At 44.3% G+C, this 24,352-nt stretch carries 21 protein-coding genes; 12 read left to right on the forward strand and 9 right to left on the reverse strand.

Features of this window, described 5'->3' with window-relative positions:
- Nucleotides 1-29: 29 nt before the first annotated feature.
- Nucleotides 30-1,661, reverse strand: coding sequence for an L-glutamate gamma-semialdehyde dehydrogenase (gene pruA / locus SFV55_RS07385; protein WP_320028840.1), 1,632 nt, complete (start codon nucleotides 1,659-1,661; stop codon nucleotides 30-32).
- Nucleotides 1,662-1,680: 19 nt separating this feature from the next.
- Nucleotides 1,681-2,139 (reverse strand): pantetheine-phosphate adenylyltransferase, encoded by a 459-nt coding sequence (gene coaD, locus SFV55_RS07390; RefSeq protein WP_320028841.1) that lies wholly within the window; start codon nucleotides 2,137-2,139, stop codon nucleotides 1,681-1,683.
- Nucleotides 2,140-2,286: 147 nt separating this feature from the next.
- Here coaD and SFV55_RS07395 point away from each other — a divergent pair, with 147 nt between their 5' ends.
- Complete coding sequence (locus SFV55_RS07395) at nucleotides 2,287-4,263, forward strand: glycoside hydrolase family 127 protein (protein WP_320028842.1); 1,977 nt, start codon at nucleotides 2,287-2,289, stop codon at nucleotides 4,261-4,263.
- A gap of 100 nt (nucleotides 4,264-4,363) precedes the next feature.
- Here the strand turns inward: SFV55_RS07395 and SFV55_RS07400 are convergent, their stop codons facing one another.
- From SFV55_RS07400 to SFV55_RS07420, 5 genes are all read right to left on the reverse strand, one after another.
- Nucleotides 4,364-4,537, reverse strand: a complete 174-nt coding sequence (locus tag SFV55_RS07400) for a hypothetical protein (protein WP_320028843.1) — start codon at nucleotides 4,535-4,537, stop codon at nucleotides 4,364-4,366.
- A 100-nt stretch (nucleotides 4,538-4,637) separates the two neighbouring features.
- On the reverse strand, nucleotides 4,638-5,573 hold the full coding sequence (locus tag SFV55_RS07405) for a tryptophan 2,3-dioxygenase family protein (protein ID WP_320028844.1): 936 nt from the start codon (nucleotides 5,571-5,573) through the stop codon (nucleotides 4,638-4,640).
- 52 nt (nucleotides 5,574-5,625) lie between these two features.
- Nucleotides 5,626-6,003, reverse strand: coding sequence for a fluoride efflux transporter CrcB (gene crcB, locus SFV55_RS07410; protein WP_320028845.1), 378 nt, complete (start codon nucleotides 6,001-6,003; stop codon nucleotides 5,626-5,628).
- The gene (locus SFV55_RS07415; RefSeq protein ID WP_320028846.1) at nucleotides 6,000-7,079 is read right to left on the reverse strand and encodes an MraY family glycosyltransferase; all 1,080 of its coding nucleotides are present in this window, start codon (nucleotides 7,077-7,079) and stop codon (nucleotides 6,000-6,002) included. Before SFV55_RS07415 ends, crcB begins: the two co-directional genes overlap by 4 nt.
- Nucleotides 7,080-7,138: 59 nt before the next feature.
- Entirely contained in the window at nucleotides 7,139-8,863 is a 1,725-nt protein-coding gene (locus tag SFV55_RS07420) for a M3 family oligoendopeptidase (protein ID WP_320028847.1), read from the reverse strand.
- Between the two features lie 290 nt (nucleotides 8,864-9,153).
- On the opposite strand from SFV55_RS07420, the gene SFV55_RS07425 reads away from it, so the two are divergent.
- The 3 genes from SFV55_RS07425 (at nucleotide 9,154) to SFV55_RS07435 (ending at nucleotide 13,097) form a co-directional block, all read left to right on the forward strand.
- Nucleotides 9,154-9,894, forward strand: a complete 741-nt coding sequence (locus SFV55_RS07425; RefSeq protein WP_320028848.1) for an isoprenyl transferase — start codon at nucleotides 9,154-9,156, stop codon at nucleotides 9,892-9,894.
- 93 nt (nucleotides 9,895-9,987) lie between these two features.
- Nucleotides 9,988-10,599 (forward strand): nicotinate (nicotinamide) nucleotide adenylyltransferase, encoded by a 612-nt coding sequence (gene nadD, locus SFV55_RS07430; RefSeq protein ID WP_320028849.1) that lies wholly within the window; start codon nucleotides 9,988-9,990, stop codon nucleotides 10,597-10,599.
- Between the two features lie 137 nt (nucleotides 10,600-10,736).
- Nucleotides 10,737-13,097, forward strand: a complete 2,361-nt coding sequence (locus tag SFV55_RS07435) for a hypothetical protein (protein WP_320028850.1) — start codon at nucleotides 10,737-10,739, stop codon at nucleotides 13,095-13,097.
- Between the two features lie 26 nt (nucleotides 13,098-13,123).
- Here the strand turns inward: SFV55_RS07435 and SFV55_RS07440 are convergent, their stop codons facing one another.
- Entirely contained in the window at nucleotides 13,124-13,756 is a 633-nt protein-coding gene (locus tag SFV55_RS07440; RefSeq protein ID WP_320028851.1) for a thioredoxin family protein, read from the reverse strand.
- Between the two features lie 247 nt (nucleotides 13,757-14,003).
- Between SFV55_RS07440 and SFV55_RS07445 the strand changes: the two genes are divergently transcribed.
- From SFV55_RS07445 to SFV55_RS07465, 5 genes are all read left to right on the forward strand, one after another.
- Nucleotides 14,004-15,329 carry a UDP-glucose/GDP-mannose dehydrogenase family protein gene (locus SFV55_RS07445; RefSeq protein ID WP_320028852.1) on the forward strand — a complete coding sequence of 442 codons (1,326 nt, stop codon included), beginning with the start codon at nucleotides 14,004-14,006 and terminating at the stop codon, nucleotides 15,327-15,329.
- Between the two features lies 1 nt (nucleotide 15,330).
- Entirely contained in the window at nucleotides 15,331-16,029 is a 699-nt protein-coding gene (locus SFV55_RS07450; protein WP_320028853.1) for a toxin-antitoxin system YwqK family antitoxin, read from the forward strand.
- A 14-nt stretch (nucleotides 16,030-16,043) separates the two neighbouring features.
- Nucleotides 16,044-17,102 carry a type IX secretion system protein PorQ gene (porQ, locus tag SFV55_RS07455; RefSeq protein WP_320028854.1) on the forward strand — a complete coding sequence of 353 codons (1,059 nt, stop codon included), beginning with the start codon at nucleotides 16,044-16,046 and terminating at the stop codon, nucleotides 17,100-17,102.
- Nucleotides 17,103-17,714: 612 nt separating this feature from the next.
- Nucleotides 17,715-18,563, forward strand: a complete 849-nt coding sequence (locus SFV55_RS07460) for a glycosyltransferase family 2 protein (RefSeq protein ID WP_320028855.1) — start codon at nucleotides 17,715-17,717, stop codon at nucleotides 18,561-18,563.
- Between the two features lie 139 nt (nucleotides 18,564-18,702).
- The gene (locus SFV55_RS07465) at nucleotides 18,703-19,506 is read left to right on the forward strand and encodes a glycosyltransferase family 2 protein (RefSeq protein ID WP_320028856.1); all 804 of its coding nucleotides are present in this window, start codon (nucleotides 18,703-18,705) and stop codon (nucleotides 19,504-19,506) included.
- 86 nt (nucleotides 19,507-19,592) lie between these two features.
- On the opposite strand, the gene SFV55_RS07470 is transcribed toward SFV55_RS07465, so the two are convergent.
- Entirely contained in the window at nucleotides 19,593-20,831 is a 1,239-nt protein-coding gene (locus SFV55_RS07470; protein ID WP_320028857.1) for a hypothetical protein, read from the reverse strand.
- Nucleotides 20,832-21,359: 528 nt separating this feature from the next.
- Between SFV55_RS07470 and gmd the strand changes: the two genes are divergently transcribed.
- The 3 genes from gmd to SFV55_RS07485 all read left to right on the forward strand — a co-directional run bounded on the left by gmd (nucleotide 21,360) and on the right by SFV55_RS07485 (nucleotide 24,095).
- A complete protein-coding gene (gene gmd, locus SFV55_RS07475; RefSeq protein WP_320028858.1) occupies nucleotides 21,360-22,475 on the forward strand; it encodes a GDP-mannose 4,6-dehydratase in 1,116 nt (371 codons plus the stop codon).
- A gap of 5 nt (nucleotides 22,476-22,480) precedes the next feature.
- On the forward strand, nucleotides 22,481-23,413 hold the full coding sequence (gene fcl / locus SFV55_RS07480) for a GDP-L-fucose synthase (RefSeq protein ID WP_320028859.1): 933 nt from the start codon (nucleotides 22,481-22,483) through the stop codon (nucleotides 23,411-23,413).
- Nucleotides 23,414-23,507: 94 nt separating this feature from the next.
- On the forward strand, nucleotides 23,508-24,095 hold the full coding sequence (locus SFV55_RS07485) for a plasmid pRiA4b ORF-3 family protein (RefSeq protein WP_320028860.1): 588 nt from the start codon (nucleotides 23,508-23,510) through the stop codon (nucleotides 24,093-24,095).
- Nucleotides 24,096-24,352 lie beyond the last annotated feature (257 nt).

Here is a 24,352-nt window from a genome sequence, read left to right on the forward strand (position 1 = left end):
CTTTTCGCTTTTCACTTTTCGCTTTTCACTTACTCCTCTCCCATAAACGGATACTTATAATCCACAGGAGGATCAAAATTTTCTTTCATCGCGCGTGGGGACACCCAACGTAGCAAATTCCAAACCGAACCAGCTTTGTCATTGGTTCCCGAAGCACGGGCACCGCCAAAAGGTTGCTGGCCCACTACTGCTCCCGTTGGTTTGTCATTGATGTAAAAATTGCCAGCAGCATTACGCAGGGCTTGGGATAGACTGTGGATTACGCCACGATCCTGAGCAAAAATGGCACCAGTTAATGCGTATGGCGAAGTAGAATCGACAATTGCGGTCATCTGATCAAAATCCGCATCTTCGTACACATAGATGCTCAGGACTGGCCCAAAAATCTCCTCCTGCATCAGGCGGTGTTGGGCGTCCTTTACTTCCACCATCGTAGGCTCTATGAAGTAACCTTTGCTTTTGTCGTATTTACCCCCTGCAATGATTTCAGCGTCTTTGGCATCACGGGCTACTACGATGTAATTGGTGATTTTATCAAAAGCCCGCTCGTCAATCACTGCGGTGATAAAATTGCGAAAATCTTCCGGTGAGCCCATCTTCATGTCCTTCACCATGGCCACGGCCTTCTCCTTGACTTCTGGCCAAATGCTTCGTGGCACGTAAGCACGTGAAGCCGCCGAACATTTTTGTCCCTGGAATTCAAAAGCACCACGTACCATCGCTACTGCCAATGCCGCAGGGTTAGCAGAGGGATGTGCCAGAATGAAGTCTTTACCTCCAGTTTCACCAACGATACGTGGGTAAGATTTGTACTTGGTGATGTTTTTGCCAATGGTCGTCCACATGCCCTGGAACACCTTGGTGCTGCCAGTGAAGTGCAAACCCGCAAAATCCGCGTGGCTGAAAATGATGTCCCCGGCAATCGGGCCGTCCACCAACAACAGGTTGATCACCCCGGGAGGAAGACCAGCTGCTTCAAAAATCTCCATGATCACTGCTGCTGAATAAATTTGGGTTTCGGCAGGTTTCCAAATCACGGTATTACCCATCAAGGCTGGTGCAGCAGGTAAATTGCCAGCAATAGAAGTAAAGTTGAAAGGGGTGATGGCAAATACAAAACCTTCCAGCGCCCGGTATTCCATGCGGTTCCAGGTTAGTGCAGGGCTTTGTGGTTGTTCCTTATAAATTTGCACCATGTATTCCGCATTAAAGCGAAGGAAGTCGCAAAATTCAGCTACGGCATCAATCTCAGACTGGTAGGCGTTTTTGGACTGCCCCAACATGGTTGCAGCATTCATTTTGGCACGGTAAGGCCCGGCCAACAAATCGGCAGCTTTGAGGAAAATGGCCGCCCGTTCCTCCCAGGGCATGGCTTCCCAACTGGGCTTTGCAGCCATGGCTGCTTCGATGGCCAGGTGTACGTGCTGAGTGCCGCCTTTGTAGTAATACCCCAGGATGTGTTTGTGTTCGTGAGGGGGCCGAATGGCGATTTTTTCTCCCTCCAATATTTTTTTTCCACCAAGGGTTTGCGGAATTTCGATAACCTGGTCCTTCATTTCAGCCATTTTGGCTTTAAGGGCAGCTTTTTCTGGCGAGCCGGGGGCATAACTCCAAACCGGTTCGTTTTTAGCTTTGGGTAGTTGAAAAAAAGCGTCAGACATATTTGGTAATTTGGTTGTATTAGATTTTCACCTGGGGTGGAATAAAGGGCGAAGCATCTCCACCGCCTTTGATGATTTCCCGCACAATGGTTGAACTGATGTGGGAATAGGCCGGTTGGCTGATCAAAAAGATCGTCTCCAAACCATCCCCAATGATGGCGTTGAGCTGGGAGATCGTTTTTTCGTAATCAAAATCGGAAGCATTGCGCAAGCCCCGTAGCAAGTATTTTGCCCCAATTTTTCGGCAAAAATCCGCCGTGAGGTTTTCAAAATAATCCACTTCTACCCTAGGTTCATCGGCAAATACTGCCTTGATCCAATCCAAACGCTGATCCAGCGTAAAGAGGGAATTCTTTTGGGTATTGACACCCACCGCTACAATTACTTTATCAAAAAGAGGGAGGGCGCGATGCACCAAATCGACATGACCAACGGTGATGGGGTCGAATGATCCCGGGAATACTGCAATCTGAGCCATAAGGTGCAGGGATTTCCCCTCAAAGATAAGCCATAGACAATGCAATGGGTCGGAAATGAAATAAAAATATTGCAGAGGTAGCTTTATTTTGTTTACTTGTCAAAGCAAACTTATAAAGTCCTTAACCACTTCAAATTTCTGGATCGTATGAAGAACCTGCTCAGCCATAGTTTTTTAAACTTATTTGTCCTTTTTAGCTGCTTGAACCTGACTGGTCAAACCAAATTGGCCAAACTCAGTCCAGTCAAATTTTCAGAAGTACAAATTACCGATGCTTTTTGGAAACCCCGCATTGATAAAGTGGCCAGTGTAACGGTGCCAGTTTGTATCCAACAAACAGAGGTAAAAACAGGGCGCATCCGCAATTTCGAGCGTGTAGCTGGCACCCGCGATGGCAAATTTGAAGGCATTTTTTACGATGACTCCGATGTATACAAGGCCCTGGAAGCCATGGCTTATGCCCTCAAGAACAAACCCGACCCTCAGCTCGAAGCCAAATGTAACGAGTGGATCGATAAAATTGCTGCCGCCCAACAAAAGGATGGCTACATCAATACCTATTACACGCTGACTGGCATCGACAAACGTTGGACCGACATGTCGATGCATGAAGATTACAACACCGGGCATTTGTTGGAAGCTGCAGTGGCGTATTACAATGCTACGGGGAAGCGTAAATTGCTCGATGTGGGTATCCGCATGGTGGAACACATGATGAGCCTTTTTGGCCCGGGCAAACGCCACTGGGTGACTGGGCATCAGGAACTGGAACTGGCCCTGGTAAAAGTATATCAAGTCACCAAAGACCAACGTTTTCTCGATTTTTCCCATTGGTTGTTAGAGGAACGGGGTCATGGTTATGCCCATGGCTATACCTGGTCGGAGTGGAAAGATACGGCCTACGCTCAGGACGTAAAACCAGTAAACCAAACCACCCAAATCACTGGCCATGCCGTGCGCGCTATGTACTTGTACACAGGAGCTGCCGATGTGGCTAGCTACACAGGGGATGAGACTTACCTCAAGGCCATGAGCACCGTGTGGGACGATGTGGTCGAGCGCAATATGTACATCACCGGAGGGATTGGCTCCTCGGGTTCCAATGAAGGTTTTTCAAACGATTATGACTTGCCCAATGAAAAAGCTTACTGTGAGACCTGTGCCTCGGTAGGCATGGTCTTTTGGAACCAGCGGATGAACCGCCTCACCGGCCAAAGCAAGTTCATTGATGTATTGGAAAAAAGCTTGTACAATGGTGCCCTTGATGGCTTGTCCTTGAGTGGTGACCGTTTTTTTTATGGCAACCCTCTGGCCTCCAGTGGCACCCACAATCGCCGGGAATGGTTTGGCACAGCTTGCTGCCCTTCCAACATTGCCCGTTTGATTGCTTCGCTGGGCGATTACATCTATGCCGCTGATGCCCAGAGCATTTATGTCAATTTGTTTGTGGGCAGCATTACCAAAATTGGGCTGAGCAGCGGCGCAGTGGGCATTAAACAGGAAACAGAATACCCCTGGAAGGGTTTGATCAAAATCCAGGTTGACCCCCAAACTGCTGGTCAACAATTCGCCTTGAAGGTTCGTCTGCCTGGCTGGGCCAAAGGCAACCCGGGAGCTGGTTCGCTCTACAAATTTCTGGATGCGACACCGGCCAATTTTGCCACCCTACGCGTCAACGGCCAAAACCAAACCCTGCGCCTGGAAGAAGGCTACTTGATTGTAGAACGCAGCTGGAAACCAGGTGATGTGGTAGAACTGGATCTGGCCATGCCCATTCGCAGGGTTGTTGCACGAGATGAAGTAAAAGACAATCTCAATCGCGTTGCTTTTCAGCGGGGGCCATTGGTGTATTGTGTAGAAGGGGTTGACCATAAAGGTTCTGCCTGGAATTTGATTGTGCCCGATCAGGTGAAATTCGCCGCAGAGTGGCGGCCCGATCTGTTGGGAGGTGTGATGACGCTGACGGGTACCGGTATGGCCATTGTGCCTACCGCTGACGGAATTGGTGCACAAACCATCAAACAAAAAATCACGGCTGTGCCTTATTTCGCCTGGTGCAATCGGGGATCGAACCAAATGCTGGTTTGGTTGCCGAGGAAGGTGAAGGAGGTGAAAATTCCGTAAGGAGTTGAGGGAGGTTGAGGCTGCCGCGAGCGACTTAGACAAGGACTATGTCAACACTGCTTGCGGTACCCTAAACCTTCTCAACTTTCTCAACCCTTATTTAGTCTCTTAAAATCCGATACGCCCCATACCCCAACAATGCCACCACTACTATGATGCCAATCAAAGAGAAGGCATTGCTGGAAATGATGGCCAAATCGGATTGAAATTGGACAAATCCGAATCCAAGCATGGCTAAGATGAGGAAGCCAACCAAAATTTGCTTGACGTTCATTATACGAATGATTTGATGAATGATGCTGCAAAACTGCATTTTTTTGGGGAAAGATGCAGGGGTGTTTGTTGATTAGTCTTGTTTTACCATCAAAACACACTTATCCAATCCTCTTACCCCACTCCGCCTTCTCTTCTTCCGACCACAATCCAGGATAAAACGATACCAATTGAAACCTTGGAGGCAGGTACTTCTGCCAGTTCGTCCCGCCGGTGGCTTCGATGATTTGTGGCTTATTGTCCAGGTAGCGCACGGCGGAGCGGAAATGGGACAAACGCCATTTTACATTCACTTTTTTGTCAAATTCGCGCAACTCCTGGCGAATTTGTTCAGCTTCTTCGCCTTCCAGATGCAATTGTTGGTAGCGTTGCCAGCTGTTTTTGTAGCGGTAATCTTCACCCAGTTGGATCAAATCCTGGCGGTATTTTCGCTCGAATTGCTGCAGGGTGAGCGTTTTTTTGCCCGTAGCCAACTCTGTCGCGCCCGATTGCCAGTACAAATAGGGATACAAATCGGCGCAGCTGGCAGATTCATTGGCCTTCTCGCGGTGCTCATGGTGGAGCAAGTTTACAAAGTCAGTACACAGGATTTCGATCATGCGGAATTGAGCCGATTGGAAACCACTGGAGGGCAGGAGGCTCATACGGAATTTGAGGAACTCATCCCGATCCATCCCTTCCACCATAATGTCGAAGGACTGAACCAATTGATCAAAATAACGATTGACCCGCTGCATTTGGCGTAGGAAAAAAGCAGGAGTAGTATATTCCTCCGACAACAATTGCCGCAAAGCCAACAAACTCAATTTGAAATACAGCTCCGTAATTTGGTGGTAAATGATGAAGATATTTTCATCGGGGAATTGAGTTTGTGGTTTTTGCAAACTCAATAAGGTATCCAGATGGATGTAATCCCAATAAGTCAAATAATCCGCGTACAACAACCCATCCAGATAGGACAACATATCCTGGCCCATTTGGCCATATTTGGCTTCTAGTTGGTCCAGTCGGTCCAACATTTCGTGAGTCAAGCGCATAAACAGCACATTTTTTATAAGCGCTTGTTTAATTTTTGGTGAAAACAAAAAATCAATGAAGCGCTAGCATCATTACGGCTTTGATGCCGCAAAAAATCATCAAAACACCTAAAACAACACTGAGCAGTACGTATAGCAAAGCCAAAGTCAAGTGTTGTTGTTCCAACAAACTCCAGGCTTCCAGGCTTAGGGTAGAAAAAGTACTAAAGCCTCCACAAAACCCCGTCATCAGAAGGTATTGGGCATTGGGTTGCATGAGGCCTTTGAGGCGTAAACCTGCCAACATGCCCAGCACCACACAGCTAATCAAGTTGGTCCAAAACGTAGCCCAAGGAAAATGTGGCCCAGGTTGAGCCAGCCAGCGTGCCATTGCAAAACGGACCAAACTGCCCAAACCACCCCCTAAAAAAACCAGCAACCAATGCATCATAAGGATTCTTTGAATTGTAGCTTAGCCTCGTTCAGCGCACGCAAGCGCTTGTTTAGGTAATATGTGAGTACACCTGCGACCAGCCCCATAATGAGGATAATCCAATGCATATTAAGCAGGGCATGAAAACTAAATACAAACAATATAAAACAGCTATTGACAAAAACCAAAATGGCTGTTGCCTCCATGTGGTTAAAACCTACATCAACCAACAAATGGTGGATGTGTCGGCGATCCGGTTTGAATGGTGAAATCCCCCGCATTATCCGGGTGATGAATACCCGCAAAGTATCAAAAACAGGAATGATCATGATTCCAATTGCTACTGCAGGGCCACCTTGAAAGCGATAGGGGTTATCTACAGAGAGGTTATAATTGGAATCGATGAATTTAACAATCAAAATGGCGCAAATCATGCCGATGAGCAAGGAGCCTGTATCGCCCATAAAAATCTGAGCCGGGCTGATGTTGTAGCGCAAAAACGCCAAAATCCCGCCCACCGTTGCAAAAGCAACCACTGTAAACTCGATTTGCCCCGTGAAGTAAAACCAACAACCCAGCACCGTACAAATTAAGGCACCAATACCGGCAGCCAATCCATTGATGCCATCAATCAAATTAAAAGCATTGATCAATACCAAAATGGTAAAAATGGAAACAAAGAGATAAACCAAGGGATGTAAAGAGTTGTGTATCCCCAGTAGTCCATAAAAACTGTGTAACTCGACACCGGAGTTCAGTACTATAATGGTCGCTGCACCTACCTGCGCCAGCAATTTTTTACTTGGTGACACTGGAGCAATATCGTCCTTGGCCCCAATCAAAAAGATGATGATAAAAGCCCCAAGCAAGTATTGAACTTTAGAAAAAACCACAGTAGGTGCCCACATGACAATCGCGAAAATCACCCCTGCAAAAATGGCAATACCTCCTAAAGAGGGTGTACTAACGTCATGTGAACTCCTTTCGCCGGGATTGTCCATCAGATTTTTGTCCAAGGCGATTTTAATAATCGATGGAATAGCAAAATAGGTCAATGTAAAGGCTGTAGCAAAGCATTGTAGAATCAGTTCCATGAGGTTAGTATTTGTTTACAAAAATCGATTTATCTAGCCTAGTAGTTATTCACCCAAAATCAAAAGCAAGAATCGTCGATATTTTCCAGCCAATTGGCAATATCTTCAGCCACTTCTTGAACACAACCTTTCTGAAATGGAGATTTGATTCCTGCTAAATCCACCAACTCCAAAAAGGATCTACTACCTCCTGCTTTGCACAAACGCACATAACTTTCCCAGGCTGCAGTATGGTCCTGTTGATCCCATCTCCAGTATTGGAAGGCACAAATCTGAGCCAGAACATAATCGATGTAATAAAATGGAGTAGTAAAGACGTGCCCTTGCTTGTGCCAATACCCGCCTTGTTTTAAAAAAGCATTATCCCCATAATTGCGCTGGGGCAAATACTTTTGCTCCATTTCCGACCACACCTGATTGCGTTCTGCTGGACTCATTCCCGGATTGGCATAAATTCGGTGTTGGAATTCATCAATGGCCGCACCATAAGGCAAAAAGTAGAGCGAATTGGACAAGTGCATGAACTTGTATTTGTCTGTGTCAGGGCCAAAAAATAAATGTATCCAGGGCCAAGCAAAAAACTCCATACTCATGGAGTGGATTTCACAGGCTTCAAAAGTTGGCCATTTATATTCGCTCAAGCCAATGTTTCGGCTGCTGAACACTTGAAATGCGTGGCCACACTCATGAGTAAGTACATCCACATCGGCACTGGTTCCATTGAAATTGGAAAAGATATAAGGTGTTCGATATCCTTCGATGTAAGTACAATATCCCCCAGTCGCTTTACCTGTTTTGTTCTCCAGGTCCATCAGATGAGCATCCTGCATAAGGGTAAAAAACTCATCGGTCTCTGTCGACATTTCTTTGTACATATGCTGGGCTTGCTTCACTATCCAGGAAGGTTCACCTTGAGGTTTGGGGTTACCTGACGCAAATCGAAACTCCTCATCGTAATAAAAAAATTGATCCAGGCCGAGGCGTTTTTTTTGCCGTTCGTACAAGCGACTGGTTAAAGGCACAATGTATTTGGCAATTTCTTCCCTAAAGCCAACGAGATCATCCGCATTGTAATCCGAGCGTGTCATGCGGTCATAAGCCAAATCAGTGAATTGGGTATAGCCTAGTTTTTGGGCAATATTGTGGCGGGTTTTAACCAATTGGTCATAAAAACCTTCTATGTCTCCGGCATGATTTGCAAAAAAAGACCATTTAGCCTCGCTGGCAGCTTGCCGCAGTTTGCGATCTTCCGACAATTCTAATGGGGAAAGCGCCGACAAGTTGTAAGTTTCTCCTTGAAATTCAATTTGAGCCCCAGCTTTGGTTCGAACATATTCACTAACCAGTTGGTTTTCTTCCTGCAAATCGCTTAAGATCTCTGGGGTGAAAGTGCGCCGATTGAGTTCGGCAATCCGAAAAAACTGTTCTCCCCACTCTTGCTCAAAGCCATCGCGGAAGCGTGAATTCAGCAAAGTATTGTGAAGCTGGGTGTTAAAGGATTGAAAGGTAGGCAGTTCCTGGTTGAAAAAATTATTTTCAGCTTCGTAAAAAGTATCTCTAGTATCAATGGTATGCCGGATGTGGCAAATGTTGTACATCGTACTGAATTCAACCCTGAGTTTATTGAGTTCTTCAAAAACTACTCGTTGCTGTTCAAAAGAGTCCGCTTGATTAAAAGTGCTAAAAAGTCGCTCAAAATCAGCAGACAACTGAGCCATATCTGGGCGTTTGTAATCAAACTCCTCAAATTTAAGTACCTCCTTCTCGACGCTTTCGATAATCATAGTTGATCAGGCTTGTTGGTCTTTTTATTTGCAAAACTTCTACAAATAAACGGTTCTGATGATAAAAAATTGGAGCGCGTTTTTACTTGGTAACGGTGCAAAAATAGGTATTCATTTTCTTTGAGCCAAAGGATTAGATAAGGCACTTGAATCAAAGCGTTTGCTTCTCTAATCCTTTAGCAAAATGAATGCTTATTTTTTTCGCCCTCTTGGTATATTTTTGTGGCAATATAAGGAAATGCTCCATCATATGAATTTAAAAACCAAGCATTTCTTTTTACTTTTGCAAGATGGACTTGAAACAACTGATTGATACTGATCGCTTGCCAAAGCATATTGCGATCATCATGGATGGAAATGGGCGATGGGCCAAGCAGCATGGACAAGCCAGGGTATTTGGGCACCGCAATGGGGTCAAAGCAGTGCGAGAAACGACGGAAGCAGCCGCAGAGTTGGGTATAAAATACTTGACCCTTTACGCTTTTTCGACTGAAAATTGGGGCCGGCCAAAGTTTGAGGTAGACGCCTTAATGACCCTATTGGTGGATACCCTACACAAAGAAATCTCTACCCTCAATAAAAACAATATCCGCCTGGAAGCCATCGGCGACCTAAGCAAACTACCCAGCAGTACTTATCGTGCCTTACTGGAAGGAATAGCCAATACCAGCACCAACACCAGAATGACCCTCGTTTTAGCTTTAAATTACAGCGCAAAATGGGAAATCCTGGAAGCTACCCGCCAATTGGCGGCACTCGTCAAGGATGGGAAAATAACTCCGGAAGACATCAATGAGACGAGTTTTGCAAATGCTTTGGCTACTCGGGGAATACCCGATCCAGAGTTGTTGATCCGTACAAGTGGAGAAAACCGACTCAGCAACTTTTTGTTATGGCAATTGGCATATGCTGAGTTTTATTTTACCCCTACCATGTGGCCCGATTTTCACAAAGAACAATTTTTTCAAGCCATTATTGACTTTCAAAACCGGGAGCGTAGGTTCGGCAAAATCAGTGAACAAGTGGTTTAGAGCATGTCTAAATATTTTTGTTTTAAGCGAAAATATTTAGACATGCTCCTAAACGAGGCAACGATTTCAGGCTATCCCGAATCTAAATAGACAATGAATACCCGTAGTCCTGCAAAAATTGGGCTTTTTTTCGGATCCTTTAATCCCATTCACGTTGGCCACTTGATCATAGCCAACTATATGGCGACTCAAACGGATTTAAAAGAAGTATGGATGGTGGTTTCGCCACAAAATCCACTCAAGCAGAAACAGTCTCTGGCTAGAGATCAAGATCGTTTGCACCTGGTTCGGATTGCCATTGATGACAATCCAAAATTGCGGGCTAGTGATATTGAATTTTCCATGCCACAGCCTTCTTACACCATCGATACCCTGACTTATTTGTGCGAACGGCACCCGGACAAACAGTTTGCGCTCATCATGGGCGGAGACAATTTACCTACTTTGCCCAAATGGAAAAATCATGACCTGATTTTGCGGGATTTTGAAATTTACGTCTACCAGCGGCTTGGATACGAATTAGGGGAATTGGCAACCCATCCTCAGGTCAAAGTATTTGATCAGGTGCCCCAGATGCAAATCTCGGCCAGTTACATTCGCGAATGCCTCGCAGCTGATTTGCCTATTCAATATCTAGTTACTGAACCCGTATTAAAATACTTGGAAAGTAGTGGATTGTACAAAAAAAGCCGGCTCAAAGAATAATGAGTTGAGGGGTTGAGAAGTTGAGGAGTTGAGGCTACTACCCCATTCCTGCACTTCGGCTAAGCTCAGTGACCGGATTGCGGTAGTAGCCTCAACTTCTCAACTTTCTCAACTTCTCAACTTTCTCAAATACAACTATGCGCCATACCATCTTACTCCTTTTTTTTCTTTTGTGGTTGTCTGGGCTCCAGGCTCAGATTGATACCAGCACTTTGGCCATTGGTCAGTGGCGATCAATGTTGCCTTTACGTACGGGGCGTTTTGTTACCCAAAGCAGTGATAAGGTTTATTATGCTGCAGAACAATCCATACTGGTCATTGACAAGGCAGATTTTTCCCTTGAGGAGATCAGTCGGGTACATGGACTGAGCAACACCAAGGCTAAAATTGTGACCTATGTTGCTGGCAGTAAGGCATTATTGGTGTTGTACGACAACAGTGTGATTGATGTAGTACCGGAAACAGGCCCCGTGTTTACCCTCAATCAAATCGCCAATTTCAGCAATTTTGTGGGGGACAAAATTGTACACGCCATCAATGTAGAGAACAATGAGAATGTATTTGTTTGCGGCAACTATGGCTTGTCTCGGCTCAACCTCAACAAGCGGGAGTTTTCCTTCTCTACTTTTACTGGTCTGGATGTTTATGGTGCGGTAAGTTTTGAAGGATACATTTATGCCGCCACAGAAGGTGGAATTTATCGGGTGGCCCTTACCGAACCCAATTTGCAAAACTTCAGCAACTGGCATTTTTTAGGCCCCGAATCTGGTTTCCCGGCTTCTTATGAGTCTAAGGCCATAATCCCATTCAACAATAGACTGTATTTCGACATCAACCGAAGTTTGTACCGCATGGAAGCTGCTGGCCCGGCTTTGTTGTATACCCGAGCGGGTTTCTCTATCCAATATTTGAGCGCAGAGGGTAAAAATCTGTTGGTAGGATACCGTTGCCAAAGCAATTGTGATCGGGGTGCGTTGCTTGCTTTTGATGCCAATGGCACCCGCCAGGAGGCAAGTAGTGCTTGTATGGGCATTCCCAACTATGCTGTGGAAGATCAAGGAGGGCGCATCTGGATGGGGGATGAATGGATGGAGTTTCGAGTACTCAATGGTTTAAAAGACACTAACTGCCGCAATTATGTGTTCAATTCTCCTTTTTCGGACAAAGTATGGGAGTTGGCCGTGCGCGATAAGGAACTTTGGCTGGCTACCGGAGGCGTCAATCGCACCTTTAGTTACCTCAATCGTTCGGATGGTTTTGCTTCCTATATTGACGGCCAGTGGAACGTCTTCACCCGCTTCAATGCTCCATATCTAAAGGGTGAAAATGCCAGTGATCTACAGGATGACCTCACCGATGTGATGACCATTGCCCCTCATCCCAGCAACAAGAAAGTATACATTGGCTCTTTTTATGAAGGGCTGGTAGAGCTGAATGGCGATCAGTACACTTTGTTCAACGAAAAAAATTCTACCCTCAACAATACGGTGGGTGATGCTGCCCGAACCCGGATCAGCGGCCTGGCTTTTGATGATGATGAAAACCTCTGGGTAGCTAACCACTTGGCAGCCAATCCGATTTCGGTGCTTACCAAGGATGGAAAATGGAAAAGTTTTCGGCCTTCTTGTGGGGTCACTTCACTACACCAGGTAGCAGTCGACCAGAATGGCTACAAGTGGTTTTGTTCCAGTTCAAACTCAGCAGGTTTGATTGTATTTGATTCTGGCAAACTGGAAGATGATACAGACAACCGTTGCCGGGTTTTCACCACCGCCAACAGCGAATTACAAACCAATCAGGTCAATTGCCTGGCAGTTGATCTGGACGGTGACGTGTGGGTAGGTACAGGTGAAGGGGTTGTCATTTTTGAATGTGGATCGAATGCCTTCGATGAAAACTGCCGGGGTACTCGGCGAGTTGTGGAAATCATCAATGGACTAGGGGCTTATTTACTGGAAACAGAAGTAGTGACCACTATCGCTATTGATGGTGCCAATCGCAAATGGGTAGGTACCCGCAATGGGGTCTTTGTGCTTTCGCCCAGCGGTCGCGATCAATTGTCACATTTCACTACCTTAAACTCTCCACTTTTAAACAATGCTATTTTAGACATCGTGATCAACCCCAAAACCGGTGAAGTTTTTATTGGTACGGAAAGTGGTATCATCGCATTACAAAGTGATGCCGTAGAGGGTGGAAAAGTACACAATGCCGAGCTTAAGGTTTATCCCAATCCAGTTCGACCAGACTACGATGGCCCCATCGCCATTCGGGGCCTAGCACGTGACGCAGCTGTAAAAATTACCGATGTAGCCGGAAATTTGGTTTATGAGACCCGTGCACTTGGTGGGCAGGCCATCTGGGATGGTCGGGATTACCTCGGGCGCAGGGTGCAGTCTGGAATCTATCTGGTATTTAGTTCCAGCAATCCCCGGGAGGCTGGATTTGGAAAGCCCAGTACTGCAACGGGAAAAATTGTAGTTTTACACAACAAATAGGCCTTAGCCTGCCCTTAAGCAATGCATTAGGCAGTGGCCTGTTTCAATATTGCCAAGAATTCCTTTTGGGTACTGTATGTTTTATCCTTGGCATACCAACGCTGAACTTTGGTTAAAAACTCGGCGTTGCGCGTTTTGAATTCTTGCTCATCTTTGATTTTATTCAAGAGTTGCAAGTTGTCCAGTACAAATGTTTGTAGTTCCTGTGGCCGAGGACCCCAGGAACCAAGCACCTTTAAGGATTCTTTATTCAGGATAATGGTGAGCGGAATGGAACGAGTACCATTGCATAGAAAAGCATCCATTAACTCAGGGTGTTGATCTCTAAAAACCAAACGGTGCTCAATTTTGTCATTTAAAGCAGCCATTTTTTGGATGGTTGGAACAATTTGAGCAGCGTCTCCGCACCAAACCTCGGTTAGGGTAAGCCAAATCATGGGGGTTTGAATAGCGGCTATTTGTAAGCGGGTTTGGGCTGTCATACGAGCGGTTTTGTCCAAACGCTCCATACGAATCAGGTTCAAACGGGTGTCGTGGATGTCACTTTCAATATTTTTGAGTGCCAAATAATGATTTTGGGATAAAATCGCCTCGATCAAAGCATGGTATTCTGCATAACCAATGGACTTTTCAAGAATAGTGGGATCAATGTGTTGCATAGGTGTTTTTACTTACATGTGGTGAATAGGCGTTCGTTTTATTGGTTGAGCTCAAACAGGCTCATCAGGATGGGGCAGGTTCTACCACAAAGAAACGCAATATTTCGAGTCGTTAGCTTTCCTAACAAATGATAATTTTTGTTAACAAAGTTTTTGTCAGATATGAGGCAATCGTTTTTCACTTTTTTAGTTTAGAAGAAAGAGTTATACGTGATAAACTTTAATTTTGCATTTAAAACTGAAAAAAATGAATTTAGCTGTTATTGGTACAGGTTACGTTGGTTTGGTCACAGGGACCTGCTTCGCAGAAACCGGGAACAATGTCACCTGCGTTGACATTGATGTGAACAAAGTGGAAAAACTTCGCAATGGCGAAATAACCATCTATGAGCCAGGTCTGGAAGTTTTGTTTGAGCGAAACTCCAGACAAGGTCGGCTGAAATTCACCACTGATTTGAAAGAGGCAGTTGATACTGCACAGATCATTTTTTTGGCATTACCGACTCCACCTGGTGAAGACGGATCCGCTGACTTGTCCTACATCATGGGGGTTGCCAAACAATTATCACTCTTGATCAAAGACTATAAAGTTATCATCGACAAAAGTACCGTTCCGGTCGGTACCGCCGAAAAGGTTCACGCCATTATTGCTGAGCATACTAGCGAAGACCTTTTTGACGTGGTTTCAAATCCCGAATTTTTGCGCGAAGGGGTAGCCGTTGAAGATTTTTTAAAGCCTGACCGAGTAGTTATAGGAACCAATTCCGACAGAGCCCGTAAAATAATGAAACAATTGTACGAGCCTTTTGTGCGCCAAGGCAACCCGATTTATTTTATGGATGAACGTTCGGCAGAAATGACCAAATATGCGGCCAACTCCTATCTGGCTACCCGCATCTCTTTTATGAATGAAATTGCGAACCTGTGTGAAAGAGTGGGCGCAAATGTAGATATGGTACGTATGGGTATGGGCAGTGATACACGTATTGGTAAACGCTTTTTGTTCCCAGGAGTAGGTTATGGCGGCAGTTGTTTTCCCAAAGACGTTCAAGCTTTGGCTAAAACAGCCAATGATTTTGCCTATAATTTTAACATCCTCAATGCTGTGATGGGTGTAAATGACAAGCAACGCTACACTTTGGCAGACAAAATCAAAGCCTATTTTGGGGACAATCTCAGCGGGCGAACCATCGGCATTTGGGGCTTGGCCTTCAAACCCAACACCGATGACATTCGGGAGGCTCCTGCGCTGTATACCATCGAAGCATTGCTGGAGGCCGGAGCCACCATCAAAGCCTTTGATCCTGAGGCAATGGAAAACATTCATCGGTATTTTGGTGACCGCATTGAGCTGTGTAAGGACCAGTACGAAGTACTCATCAATGCTGATGCTCTGGCTATTGTCACGGAATGGAGTGTATTCCGTACCCCCAGTTTCCAGGTAATGAAAGAACTCATGAAAACCGAAATTATTTTTGATGGTCGCAATCTTTACGACCTAGAGGTTATGGCTGAGCTCGGGTTTCATTACCACAGCATTGGCCGAGAACCTGTTGGAAAAAAACCAGCATAGAATGAATAATTCAATTCAACATGGGCTGTTCCTATGTTTACTGGGGTTGTTGATGGCAGCTTGTGTCAACAACAATGCCGAGAAAACCAAGCCATCCATCCAGGATGCCGCTACTGAGTTTTCACTTGAAACGGTCGAAGAAACTGATCCTGATGGAAATTTGCTACAATTTACCCGTCGGGACAGCGATGGTTTGAAAGAAGGGGTCTTTATTAAAACCACGGCCAAAGGAATAAAACTGGAAGAAGCTCATTACAGCAGCGGCAAGCTCAACGGAAAACGAATCTTGTTTTACCCTAGCGGGGATACCTTGATTGTGGAATCTTACCTAAACGACGCGTTTAATGGATCATACAAATCTTTTTATCCCAATGGTCAGCTCAAAGTATTGTGCACCTACGAGGACAACAGTATTGAAGGCAAGTGGCTACAATACTTCGAAACAGGGCAACTTAAAGAAGAAGTGCTCTTTGTGGGCAATGCCGAAAATGGACCTTTTAAGGAATATCATCCCAATGGTCAGATAAGTGTAGAAGGCGCCTACAAAGATGGGGACAATGAACACGGTCCGCTCAAGTTTTTTGACGAGCAAGGCCAGCACTACAAAACTATGGAGTGCAATATGGGCATTTGCCGTACCGTCTGGACGCAGGAAAAAATCAAAAGTGGCAAAGCAAAAGGTAAAAAATCAAAAGGTTAAAAAATGATTGTAGTATGAGGATTCGGCTGTACTTGTTATTGCTGGGCATTGGTGCTTGGGCCTCCACCCAGGCGCAAATCACCGGGGGGCAAAGCACCTATGCCTTTCTGGGTATCCCAGCTTCTGCACGAGTGTCGGGCCTGGGGGGGCATCTGATTACTGTGATCGACGATGATGTAAGCTTGGCCTGGAGCAATCCGGCTGCACTTAATCCTTTGATGCACCAGCAATTGGCCTTCAACCATGGCTTTATCGGCAAACAGATGCAGCATGGCGCGTTCAACTATGGCCACCGCCTGGGGCAAAAGGGCACTACTCTTCATGCTGGCGTACGATATGCTCGTTATGGAGAAATTGAACATACGGATGAATTTTTTCAAACCCTTGGCACTTTTAATGCGGCCGAATACGCCATCGTAGCAGGTGTTGCACACCCTGTATACGATCGACTAAGTGTCGGCGCAAATTTGGGTTTGATCAGTTCTCAGTTTGGCCAGTACAATTCCCTGGGCCTGGCAACAGATCTTGCAGCAACTTATCGAGACACCACCAAGCGAAGTGCATTTACAATTGTATTTCAGCATTTCGGCAGGCAATTGTCGAGTTACGATCCCAACATTGGAAAAGAGCCTCTACCTTTTGACCTTCAAATTGGATTTTCCAAACAACTTAAGTATTTACCCTTCCGCTTTTCTTTCATTTATACTTCGCTCAATCGTTGGAACTTGCTTTACGATGACCCAAACCTGGAAACAGGTACCATTTTTTTGGGTGAAGAACCCCGCGAGCCTTCAGATTTTAATCTTTGGTTGGACAATTTTTTCCGTCACCTGGTTTTTAATGGAGAGCTTTTGATTGGCGCACGGGAAAATTTCCGCTTGCGTTTTGGATACAATTACCGGATGCATCGTGAAATGACTGTTCAAGGTTACAGCAGTTTGGCGGGTTTTACATTTGGAGTTGGAATGAAAGTAAATCGTTTCAGGATTGATTTTGGTAGAGGTGTTTACCATTTAGCCGGAGGCCAAACACAGCTGGGAATATCTACTAATTTTGCTGCTTTTAAAAAGTAAGTTTTTATAACGAAATCGTTCAAGCGATTAGGCAAACTTTAAATTTGTTTTTTTACCCTGGCATTGGCTAGTAAAAGCGGTGAACCGATCATTCTGGCCATCAAAGTTTCTATGTTTCCTCGCCTTTCTTGGCCGGATAAACCCATTGCTGATGGCTTTGGCATCTAGTGTCGATTTATAGGTAACCCCCTCATTCCCAATATCTCAATGAATATAGGCATACTGGGAAAAGGGGTCGGGATAGAAACAAAAGTAGTGATTTGTCTTGGCGTTCACTGCGCTTTTCATTCAGTATTGAGTGTAGAATTGGTAGCCGTTGATGATTTAGCTGCGAGTACGATTTGCCAAGGGAATTCAGCTAAAGCCATTCAGGAACGCAAAACAGCAACCTAGCAACTAATTGATTTTCAGACAATAAATGAGTTTGTAAAAAAATATTCAAAATCAGTGCCCAGAACCATACATTAATAAACGCTAGTAAATTAACTTTGCAGCTGTAAAATCTTCGAGAAACCTGTAACGTTATCTTTCAGTCCGGCCAAAAAGTCTATTTATTCCCAAATTTAATAAAGGGCTAAGCCCTTTGTAATCCCAAGAACGAAAAACCGAAGGATGAAGATTTCAATCGTTACTCCTGCGTTCAATAGCGCAAATACTATTCGACACACTATTGAAAGTGTGGCCTGTCAAACCTACCCTAATATTGAATACATCATTGTTGATGGAGGTTCGCGAGATGCTACAGCAAAAATCGTGTCTCAGTACTCCGATGTTGTTGACCTGTTTATTTCTGAGCCAGATCGCGGTGTATATGATGCCATGAACAAGGGGATTCGTGCTGCAAGCGGAGACATCATCGCCATTCTCAATTCTGATGATTTTTATGCCCACTCCCGCGTATTGGAACAAATCGTAGCTACCTTTGAGGAATCGGGTGCAGACTCGGTCTATGGTGATTTACAATATGTAGACCAGCATGATCCTAAACAAGTGATTCGCCACTGGGAATCTGGAGTTTTTAAGCGGCGCAGCTTTTTAGTGGGTTGGATGCCTCCTCACCCAGCTTTTTTTGTCAAAAGGGTCGTTTATCAGCGATATGGATTATTTAATTTAAGCCTTAAAAGTTCTGCAGATTACGAGTTGATGCTGCGTTTTTTATATAAACATCAGGTGAGTGCAGCTTATGTACCCCACGTGCTTGTTCGGATGCGCTCAGGAGGGATGAGCAATGCGACCTGGCGCTGTCGGCTGCGTGCCAATCTAGAGGATCGATTAGCTTGGAAAATTAACTTTATTAAACCAAAAATTTATACTATTTTTTTAAAGCCATTGCGTAAATTGCACCAGTTTTATTATCGACCAATTCAGCGTGCTATAATTACTAGAGAGAACCATCCCAAAAACTTATCATTAGACCAGTATAATCAACCATTATACTTACAAAGGTCAAGGTCAAATTAAAGCGTTTTAACCAAAGTCGCCCATTTATTAGTTGCGTATTGCTTTTACAAAGCACTTGCGAGGGCCTCTTTATTGTGTCCATTTGAATTATACATCATTCAATTACAAGTTTTTCACCCTCTAAATTTAACAAATCATTATGAAAGTCTCAATTATTACCGTATCTTTTAATAGTGCTGATACTATTGAAGATACCATTAAAAGTGTCATTGATCAAACTCACCCAAACATTGAATACATAATTATTGATGGTGGTTCAAACGACGGTACCCTTGAAATCATTAATGCTTATTCGGAGTGGATCTGTTACTTCATTTCGGAGTGCGATGAAGGGATCTATGACGCCATGAATAAAGGCATTCAAATGGCTACGGGTGACATTATTTGTATATTGAATTCTGATGACTTTTATGTAAACTCCGACGTAATCAGCCAAGTTGTTTCCCATTTCAAACGCACAAAAGCTGACTCAATATATGGGGACATTCAATATGTTGAACAACACGATACCAACAAAGTTATCCGCAATTGGATTTCTGGTCATTATACAAGGCAAAGGTTTTTGTTTGGATGGATGCCTCCACACCCTGCTTTTTTTGTAAGAAGACATGTTTATAAAAGTTTAGGGTATTTTAACACCAAGTTAAAAACTTCAGCAGACTATGAGTTGATGCTTCGGTTCTTGTTTAAACATGAAATATCCAGCCATTATTTACCTGAACTCTTGGTGAAAATGCGCACTGGGGGAGCCAGCAACAGCTCTTTAAAAAAACGGATAAATGCCAATTTGGAGGATCGGTATGCATGGAAACTGAACGGCCTTCGTCCCTATTTTTTCACAGCATTACTAAAACCACTTCGTAAAGTCAATCAATACTTTTCTTATCGTACAATTCCACAAAATAGTGGACCATCAAACAAACGGAAAAAGCAATATGTATAAACAAAAAGAGGAGAATTCGACCAAATCGAATCCTCCTCTTTTAATTTAGGTCAAACTAAAGTATGGTTTCAATCATAAGTCAGTTCTTATTTGATACGAACATTAATTGATACTTCATTGTACGTAGCATGACGGTTTTCTTCCTTAGCCCATTTGGTGCTACCGTGTACATAGCGCAAGTGTAGTGCCTGCCACTGAATTCCACTTACTACCTGCCATGCATCAAATGGATAGTCTGGGCACCGCAATACGTATCCTTTACTGCGATTTGAATAGCCGTAAAAGCTTACACTACCCGTACTTACTGCAAAACCCAATCTAACTTCTGGCCCAAACCCGGTAGTTTTTCCTTGATTGTTCAAGGATGCTTGTTTGGCGGGATTGACTCTGGCTGGCATGTAAGCCTCAACGTTGGCACCAATTCCAGAAATTAACCGCATTACGCCTTTAGTGAATGGGATTTCAGGCCGGTATTGGAACGAAACATTACCCCCAGCTAAGTAGGATTTAAACCCAGCGTTGGCAGGGTTTGGATTTTCACTATTCTGCTGTTGGTTCTGTCCTTTAAATGAAGCCCATACATTCCATTCAGCACCCCACAGTTGGTTGTAATTAGGTGCAGAGCCGAAACGAACCAAAATTGCGGTGAGGCTATCTGGAGTCTCATCATAATAGGTTGCTAATAAAGATTGAGCGCCTGCCCCTATTTCCAGAGCACCAAAATTTGTCATTAAATCATTCACAATTTTGTCCCATTCTCTCGTACCCCCAAGGTTTCCCGTTTTCAGCAGGGTGTTTGAAAAATCTGCATACTGTTTTTCCAAACTACTCTGCATTGTACCTGCGTTCTCGTCGTACTTAGCCTCTGCTTCTGCAATCACAGCAGGGTCTACTTGTAAACTGTCTTTGTACTGTGAAAATCCATTTTGAATTTCACCCAAATTTTGAATCCATCCAGCATTGGCTTTGTCATAAGCGCCAAGGATGGCTTGAATTTCTTTGGAGTTAAATTCGCTTGGGTTCTTCTTCAGCAGTCCTTCCAATTCAGCCCGCCCTTGAGACCACGCCCCCAGGATGGAATCAATTCCCGCAGTAGGATTAGTTACGGGCAGGCCATTCTTTAGATCGACAAAAATGTCATCTTGTAATTGATCCCCAACATTAACGCTGTTGATCAAGCCACGGAGATGGCTAAGGAATTCAACTCGCTCTGCTTTATTCAAAGACTGAATTAAAGAGGGAAAGTTTTTTAAATCCTGAGCATACAGTGATCGGCCTGTGCAAAGTGCCACCAAGAATAACAAGGCGATTAGTAAATTTTTCATGGTTATATAATTTAAAATAGGTTGCTAGAAATAAAAGGGAACATAAAAAGGGCGTTTTGCTATTGATTAAACAATCAATAACAATTAAAAAAATTCGCTAGTGTTTCTTTGTAAACCTTTGATATTCAGGAAAATAAAAACCGCAGCGTATTAAACACTGGGTGAGATATGGTATGAATTAGCCAAATGATGTGCTCACTTAAATTTGACCTGCAATGTTGTTTATTTGAAATCTGACTTATAGGAAGTTACAACTGAAAATTAGGAAGTTAATTGACTACAGGTAAATCTCTCGTAATAAGCTCTCTTTGAAATAATAATCGAATGCAAATTTATGCATATTTAAAACCAAATGCAAGTAAAAATATGTTTTTTTTGTCAAATGTATGTTAATTTTTCGTGTAGCTTTTTATTTTCAATTAGTCCAAATAAAATTATAAAAATAAAATACATCTAAGCAGATCCGCACTAAACTTTGAAAATAGTACTTTTGCCTTACTAATTCTCAAAACAACCAACCCTACCTCCATGAAGAAACGTGCATTGCTGACAGGGGTAACCGGACAGGATGGTGCTTATTTATCTGAAATCCTTCTTTCGAAAGGGTATGAAGTACATGGTATCAAACGCCGCTCATCCTTATTCAATACCTCCCGTATTGATCATTTGTACCAGGATCCCCATGATAAAGACCAGCGCTTTATCCTCCACTATGGCGACCTCACAGACAGCACCAGCCTCATACGGGTTTTGCAGGAAGTCCAGCCCGATGAAATTTACAACCTTGGCGCACAATCTCATGTCAAAGTAAGTTTTGAGGCTCCAGAATATACTGCCAATTCAGATGCGATAGGAGCGCTACGCATCCTTGAAGCCATTCGACTTTTGGGCCTAAAGGATAAAACGCGTTTTTATCAGGCTTCTACTTCCGAATTGTATGGAAAAGTACAAGCGATTCCCCAAACTGAAACCACGCCATTTTATCCCCGTTCGCCTTATGCTGCGGCTAAGTTATACGGGTATTGGATTACGGTCAACTACCGAGAGTCGTACGGCATGTATGCCTGCAATGGCATCTTGTTCAACCACGAATCTCCACTGAGGGGCGAGACCTTTGTAACGCGCAAAATCACCCGTGCAGTTGCAAAAATTGGCTTAGGTTTGCAGGACAAACTTTGGCTGGGCAACCTGGATGCCCAGCGAGACTGGGGTCACGCTAAAGATTATTGCGAAGCCATGTGGCTAATGCTTCAACAAATAGAAGCCGATGACTACGTTGTTGCTACTGGAGTAACCACTCGAGTAAGGGATTTTGTAAGCCTGGCTTTTGCCGAAATTGGGGTCAACCTTGAATTTCAAGGAACGGGCGTGGGGGAAAAAGCCATTGTAACTGGCTGCAAGGATTCGCGGTACCAATTGCCTTTGGGCAAGGAAGTTGTAGCAGTAGACCCAAGGTACTTCCGACCTGCTGAGGTAGATTTGCTGGTGGGTGACCCAAGTAAAGCCAAAGAAAAGCTCGGGTGGACACCAACTTATGATCTGCCCGCCCTGGTAAAAGAGATGGTTCAGGCTGATTTGCACTTGTTTGAGCGAGATGCTGTACTGATTAATAGTGGTTTTGATGTAAAACGTGAATTCGAGTAAAATATATGGAAACTAACGCTAAAATTTTCGTCGCAGGCCATCGGGGTATGGTCGGTTCGGCCATCTACCGCAAGCTGGTAAAAGAAGGCTTCCAACACCTTCTTGTGCGGAATTCCCAGGAGTTAGACTTGCGAAACTCAATCGAGGTAGAAACCTTTTTTCGAACAGAACGGCCCGAATACGTATTTTTGGCTGCAGCCAAGGTAGGAGGCATAATGGCCAACAATACTTATCGAGCCGAATTTTTGTACGAAAACCTGATGATTCAGAACAATGTCATCCATTGTGCCTGGAAATATGGGGTGAAAAAATTGCTGTTTCTGGGCTCGTCCTGCATTTATCCCAAATTGGCTCCTCAACCCCTCAAAGAGGAATACCTGCTCACAGGTATATTGGAACCAACCAACGAACCTTATGCGATAGCCAAAATCGCAGGAATCAAAATGTGTGACGCTTACCGATCACAGTATGGTTGTAATTTCATTTCAGCTATGCCAACCAATCTTTATGGCCCGAATGACAACTACGACCTCGAAAAATCACATGTACTTCCGGCCTTAATTCGCAAGTTTCACGAAGCCAAACGCCAAGAATTGCCTCAGGTAGTCCTGTGGGGCTCAGGCACTCCACTGCGTGAGTTTTTGCATGTGGATGACCTGGCCGATGCCTGCTTCTACCTTATGCAAACCTACAACGAGGAGGGTTTGGTCAATGTTGGGGTGGGGCACGATTTGAGCATCAAAGACCTGGCCTTGCTGATTCGGGGCATTGTGGGATACGAAGGCGACATCGTTCATGACCTGTCCAAACCAGATGGTACACCTCGCAAATTGATGGACGTAGCAAAACTTACTGCAGCGGGTTGGCAGGCCAAAATAGGCTTGGAAGAAGGAATTCGGCAAGTATATGCACAATTAAAAAATGAATCATGGTTTTAGTGAAAAGCGCAATAAGGCCAAGCTTTCATCTTTCCTCTCGCCTAATTCCCTATCTTTGCCAAATAACTCGTAGATTGAACCAAAATTTGTTACAGTGAGTAGTTTACAACTAAAAGTCCAGTTGGAGGATATCCATCCAACCATCTGGCGTACTTTTCAGATAGATCAAACGGAAACTTTTTTTGATCTGCATGAGATCTTGCAAATCGTCATGGGTTGGGAGAATGCACACCTGTTTGAGTTTCAAATCAAAGAGCGGAAAATTGGTTTGTTGCCCGATGAGGACGAAATGTGGGATACTGATGCGAATTTGGAAGACAGTGAGTCCATCCTGATGCTCGATATGAACCTGAAAGAAGGGGATTCTTTCCATTATATTTACGATTTTGGTGATAACTGGAAGCATTTGTTGACGGTAGAAAAGGTGTTGGACGACGCTGAAACCGACTGCCCAGTTTGCCTGGGAGGCGCTCGTAACTGCCCGCCTGAAGATTGCGGCGGAGCTCCTGGGTATGCCGATTTTTTGGATGCCCTCAAAAACCCCAATCACCCTCAACACGAAGAGATCATTGACTGGATCGAAGAATTTGATCCTGAAGATTTTGACCAGGAGGAAACCAATGAGATCCTTCAAGAGTTTAATGATTGGCGACAAGATTTATTCCTCGAAGAGGACGAGTAAATCCTCATTATGACGCAAAAAATCAACAAGCTTATACTTTTGTTCACTTATAATGCCGATGGATCATGCTATTTTCATCGGCTTTTTTATTTTTTTCAAAAAAAGTACGCCCAGGGCTTGCGCAAACTGAAATGAGCGCGTATATTTGCGCACGCTTTTGAGCAAAAGGCTCAAAAAACCAAATACAAGGGTGATTAGCTCAGCTGGTTTAGAGCATCTGCCTTACAAGCAGAGGGTCGGCGGTTCGAATCCGTCAT

It is taken from the genome of Haliscomenobacter sp., assembly GCF_033763495.1.
In the GTDB taxonomy this organism is placed as follows: domain Bacteria; phylum Bacteroidota; class Bacteroidia; order Chitinophagales; family Saprospiraceae; genus Haliscomenobacter.

What these genes read in the sequence shown, in the direction of transcription:
- pruA (WP_320028840.1), bottom strand. Translation starts at nt 1,661, where the DNA reads ATGTCTGACGCTTTTTTTCAACTACCCAAAGCTAAAAACGAACCGGTT.
- coaD (WP_320028841.1), bottom strand. Translation starts at nt 2,139, where the DNA reads ATGGCTCAGATTGCAGTATTCCCGGGATCATTCGACCCCATCACCGTT.
- SFV55_RS07395 (WP_320028842.1), top strand. Translation starts at nt 2,287, where the DNA reads ATGAAGAACCTGCTCAGCCATAGTTTTTTAAACTTATTTGTCCTTTTT.
- SFV55_RS07400 (WP_320028843.1), bottom strand. Translation starts at nt 4,537, where the DNA reads ATGAACGTCAAGCAAATTTTGGTTGGCTTCCTCATCTTAGCCATGCTT.
- SFV55_RS07405 (WP_320028844.1), bottom strand. Translation starts at nt 5,573, where the DNA reads ATGCGCTTGACTCACGAAATGTTGGACCGACTGGACCAACTAGAAGCC.
- crcB (WP_320028845.1), bottom strand. Translation starts at nt 6,003, where the DNA reads ATGATGCATTGGTTGCTGGTTTTTTTAGGGGGTGGTTTGGGCAGTTTG.
- SFV55_RS07415 (WP_320028846.1), bottom strand. Translation starts at nt 7,079, where the DNA reads ATGGAACTGATTCTACAATGCTTTGCTACAGCCTTTACATTGACCTAT.
- SFV55_RS07420 (WP_320028847.1), bottom strand. Translation starts at nt 8,863, where the DNA reads ATGATTATCGAAAGCGTCGAGAAGGAGGTACTTAAATTTGAGGAGTTT.
- SFV55_RS07425 (WP_320028848.1), top strand. Translation starts at nt 9,154, where the DNA reads ATGGACTTGAAACAACTGATTGATACTGATCGCTTGCCAAAGCATATT.
- nadD (WP_320028849.1), top strand. Translation starts at nt 9,988, where the DNA reads ATGAATACCCGTAGTCCTGCAAAAATTGGGCTTTTTTTCGGATCCTTT.
- SFV55_RS07435 (WP_320028850.1), top strand. Translation starts at nt 10,737, where the DNA reads ATGCGCCATACCATCTTACTCCTTTTTTTTCTTTTGTGGTTGTCTGGG.
- SFV55_RS07440 (WP_320028851.1), bottom strand. Translation starts at nt 13,756, where the DNA reads ATGCAACACATTGATCCCACTATTCTTGAAAAGTCCATTGGTTATGCA.
- SFV55_RS07445 (WP_320028852.1), top strand. Translation starts at nt 14,004, where the DNA reads ATGAATTTAGCTGTTATTGGTACAGGTTACGTTGGTTTGGTCACAGGG.
- SFV55_RS07450 (WP_320028853.1), top strand. Translation starts at nt 15,331, where the DNA reads ATGAATAATTCAATTCAACATGGGCTGTTCCTATGTTTACTGGGGTTG.
- porQ (WP_320028854.1), top strand. Translation starts at nt 16,044, where the DNA reads ATGAGGATTCGGCTGTACTTGTTATTGCTGGGCATTGGTGCTTGGGCC.
- SFV55_RS07460 (WP_320028855.1), top strand. Translation starts at nt 17,715, where the DNA reads ATGAAGATTTCAATCGTTACTCCTGCGTTCAATAGCGCAAATACTATT.
- SFV55_RS07465 (WP_320028856.1), top strand. Translation starts at nt 18,703, where the DNA reads ATGAAAGTCTCAATTATTACCGTATCTTTTAATAGTGCTGATACTATT.
- SFV55_RS07470 (WP_320028857.1), bottom strand. Translation starts at nt 20,831, where the DNA reads ATGAAAAATTTACTAATCGCCTTGTTATTCTTGGTGGCACTTTGCACA.
- gmd (WP_320028858.1), top strand. Translation starts at nt 21,360, where the DNA reads ATGAAGAAACGTGCATTGCTGACAGGGGTAACCGGACAGGATGGTGCT.
- fcl (WP_320028859.1), top strand. Translation starts at nt 22,481, where the DNA reads ATGGAAACTAACGCTAAAATTTTCGTCGCAGGCCATCGGGGTATGGTC.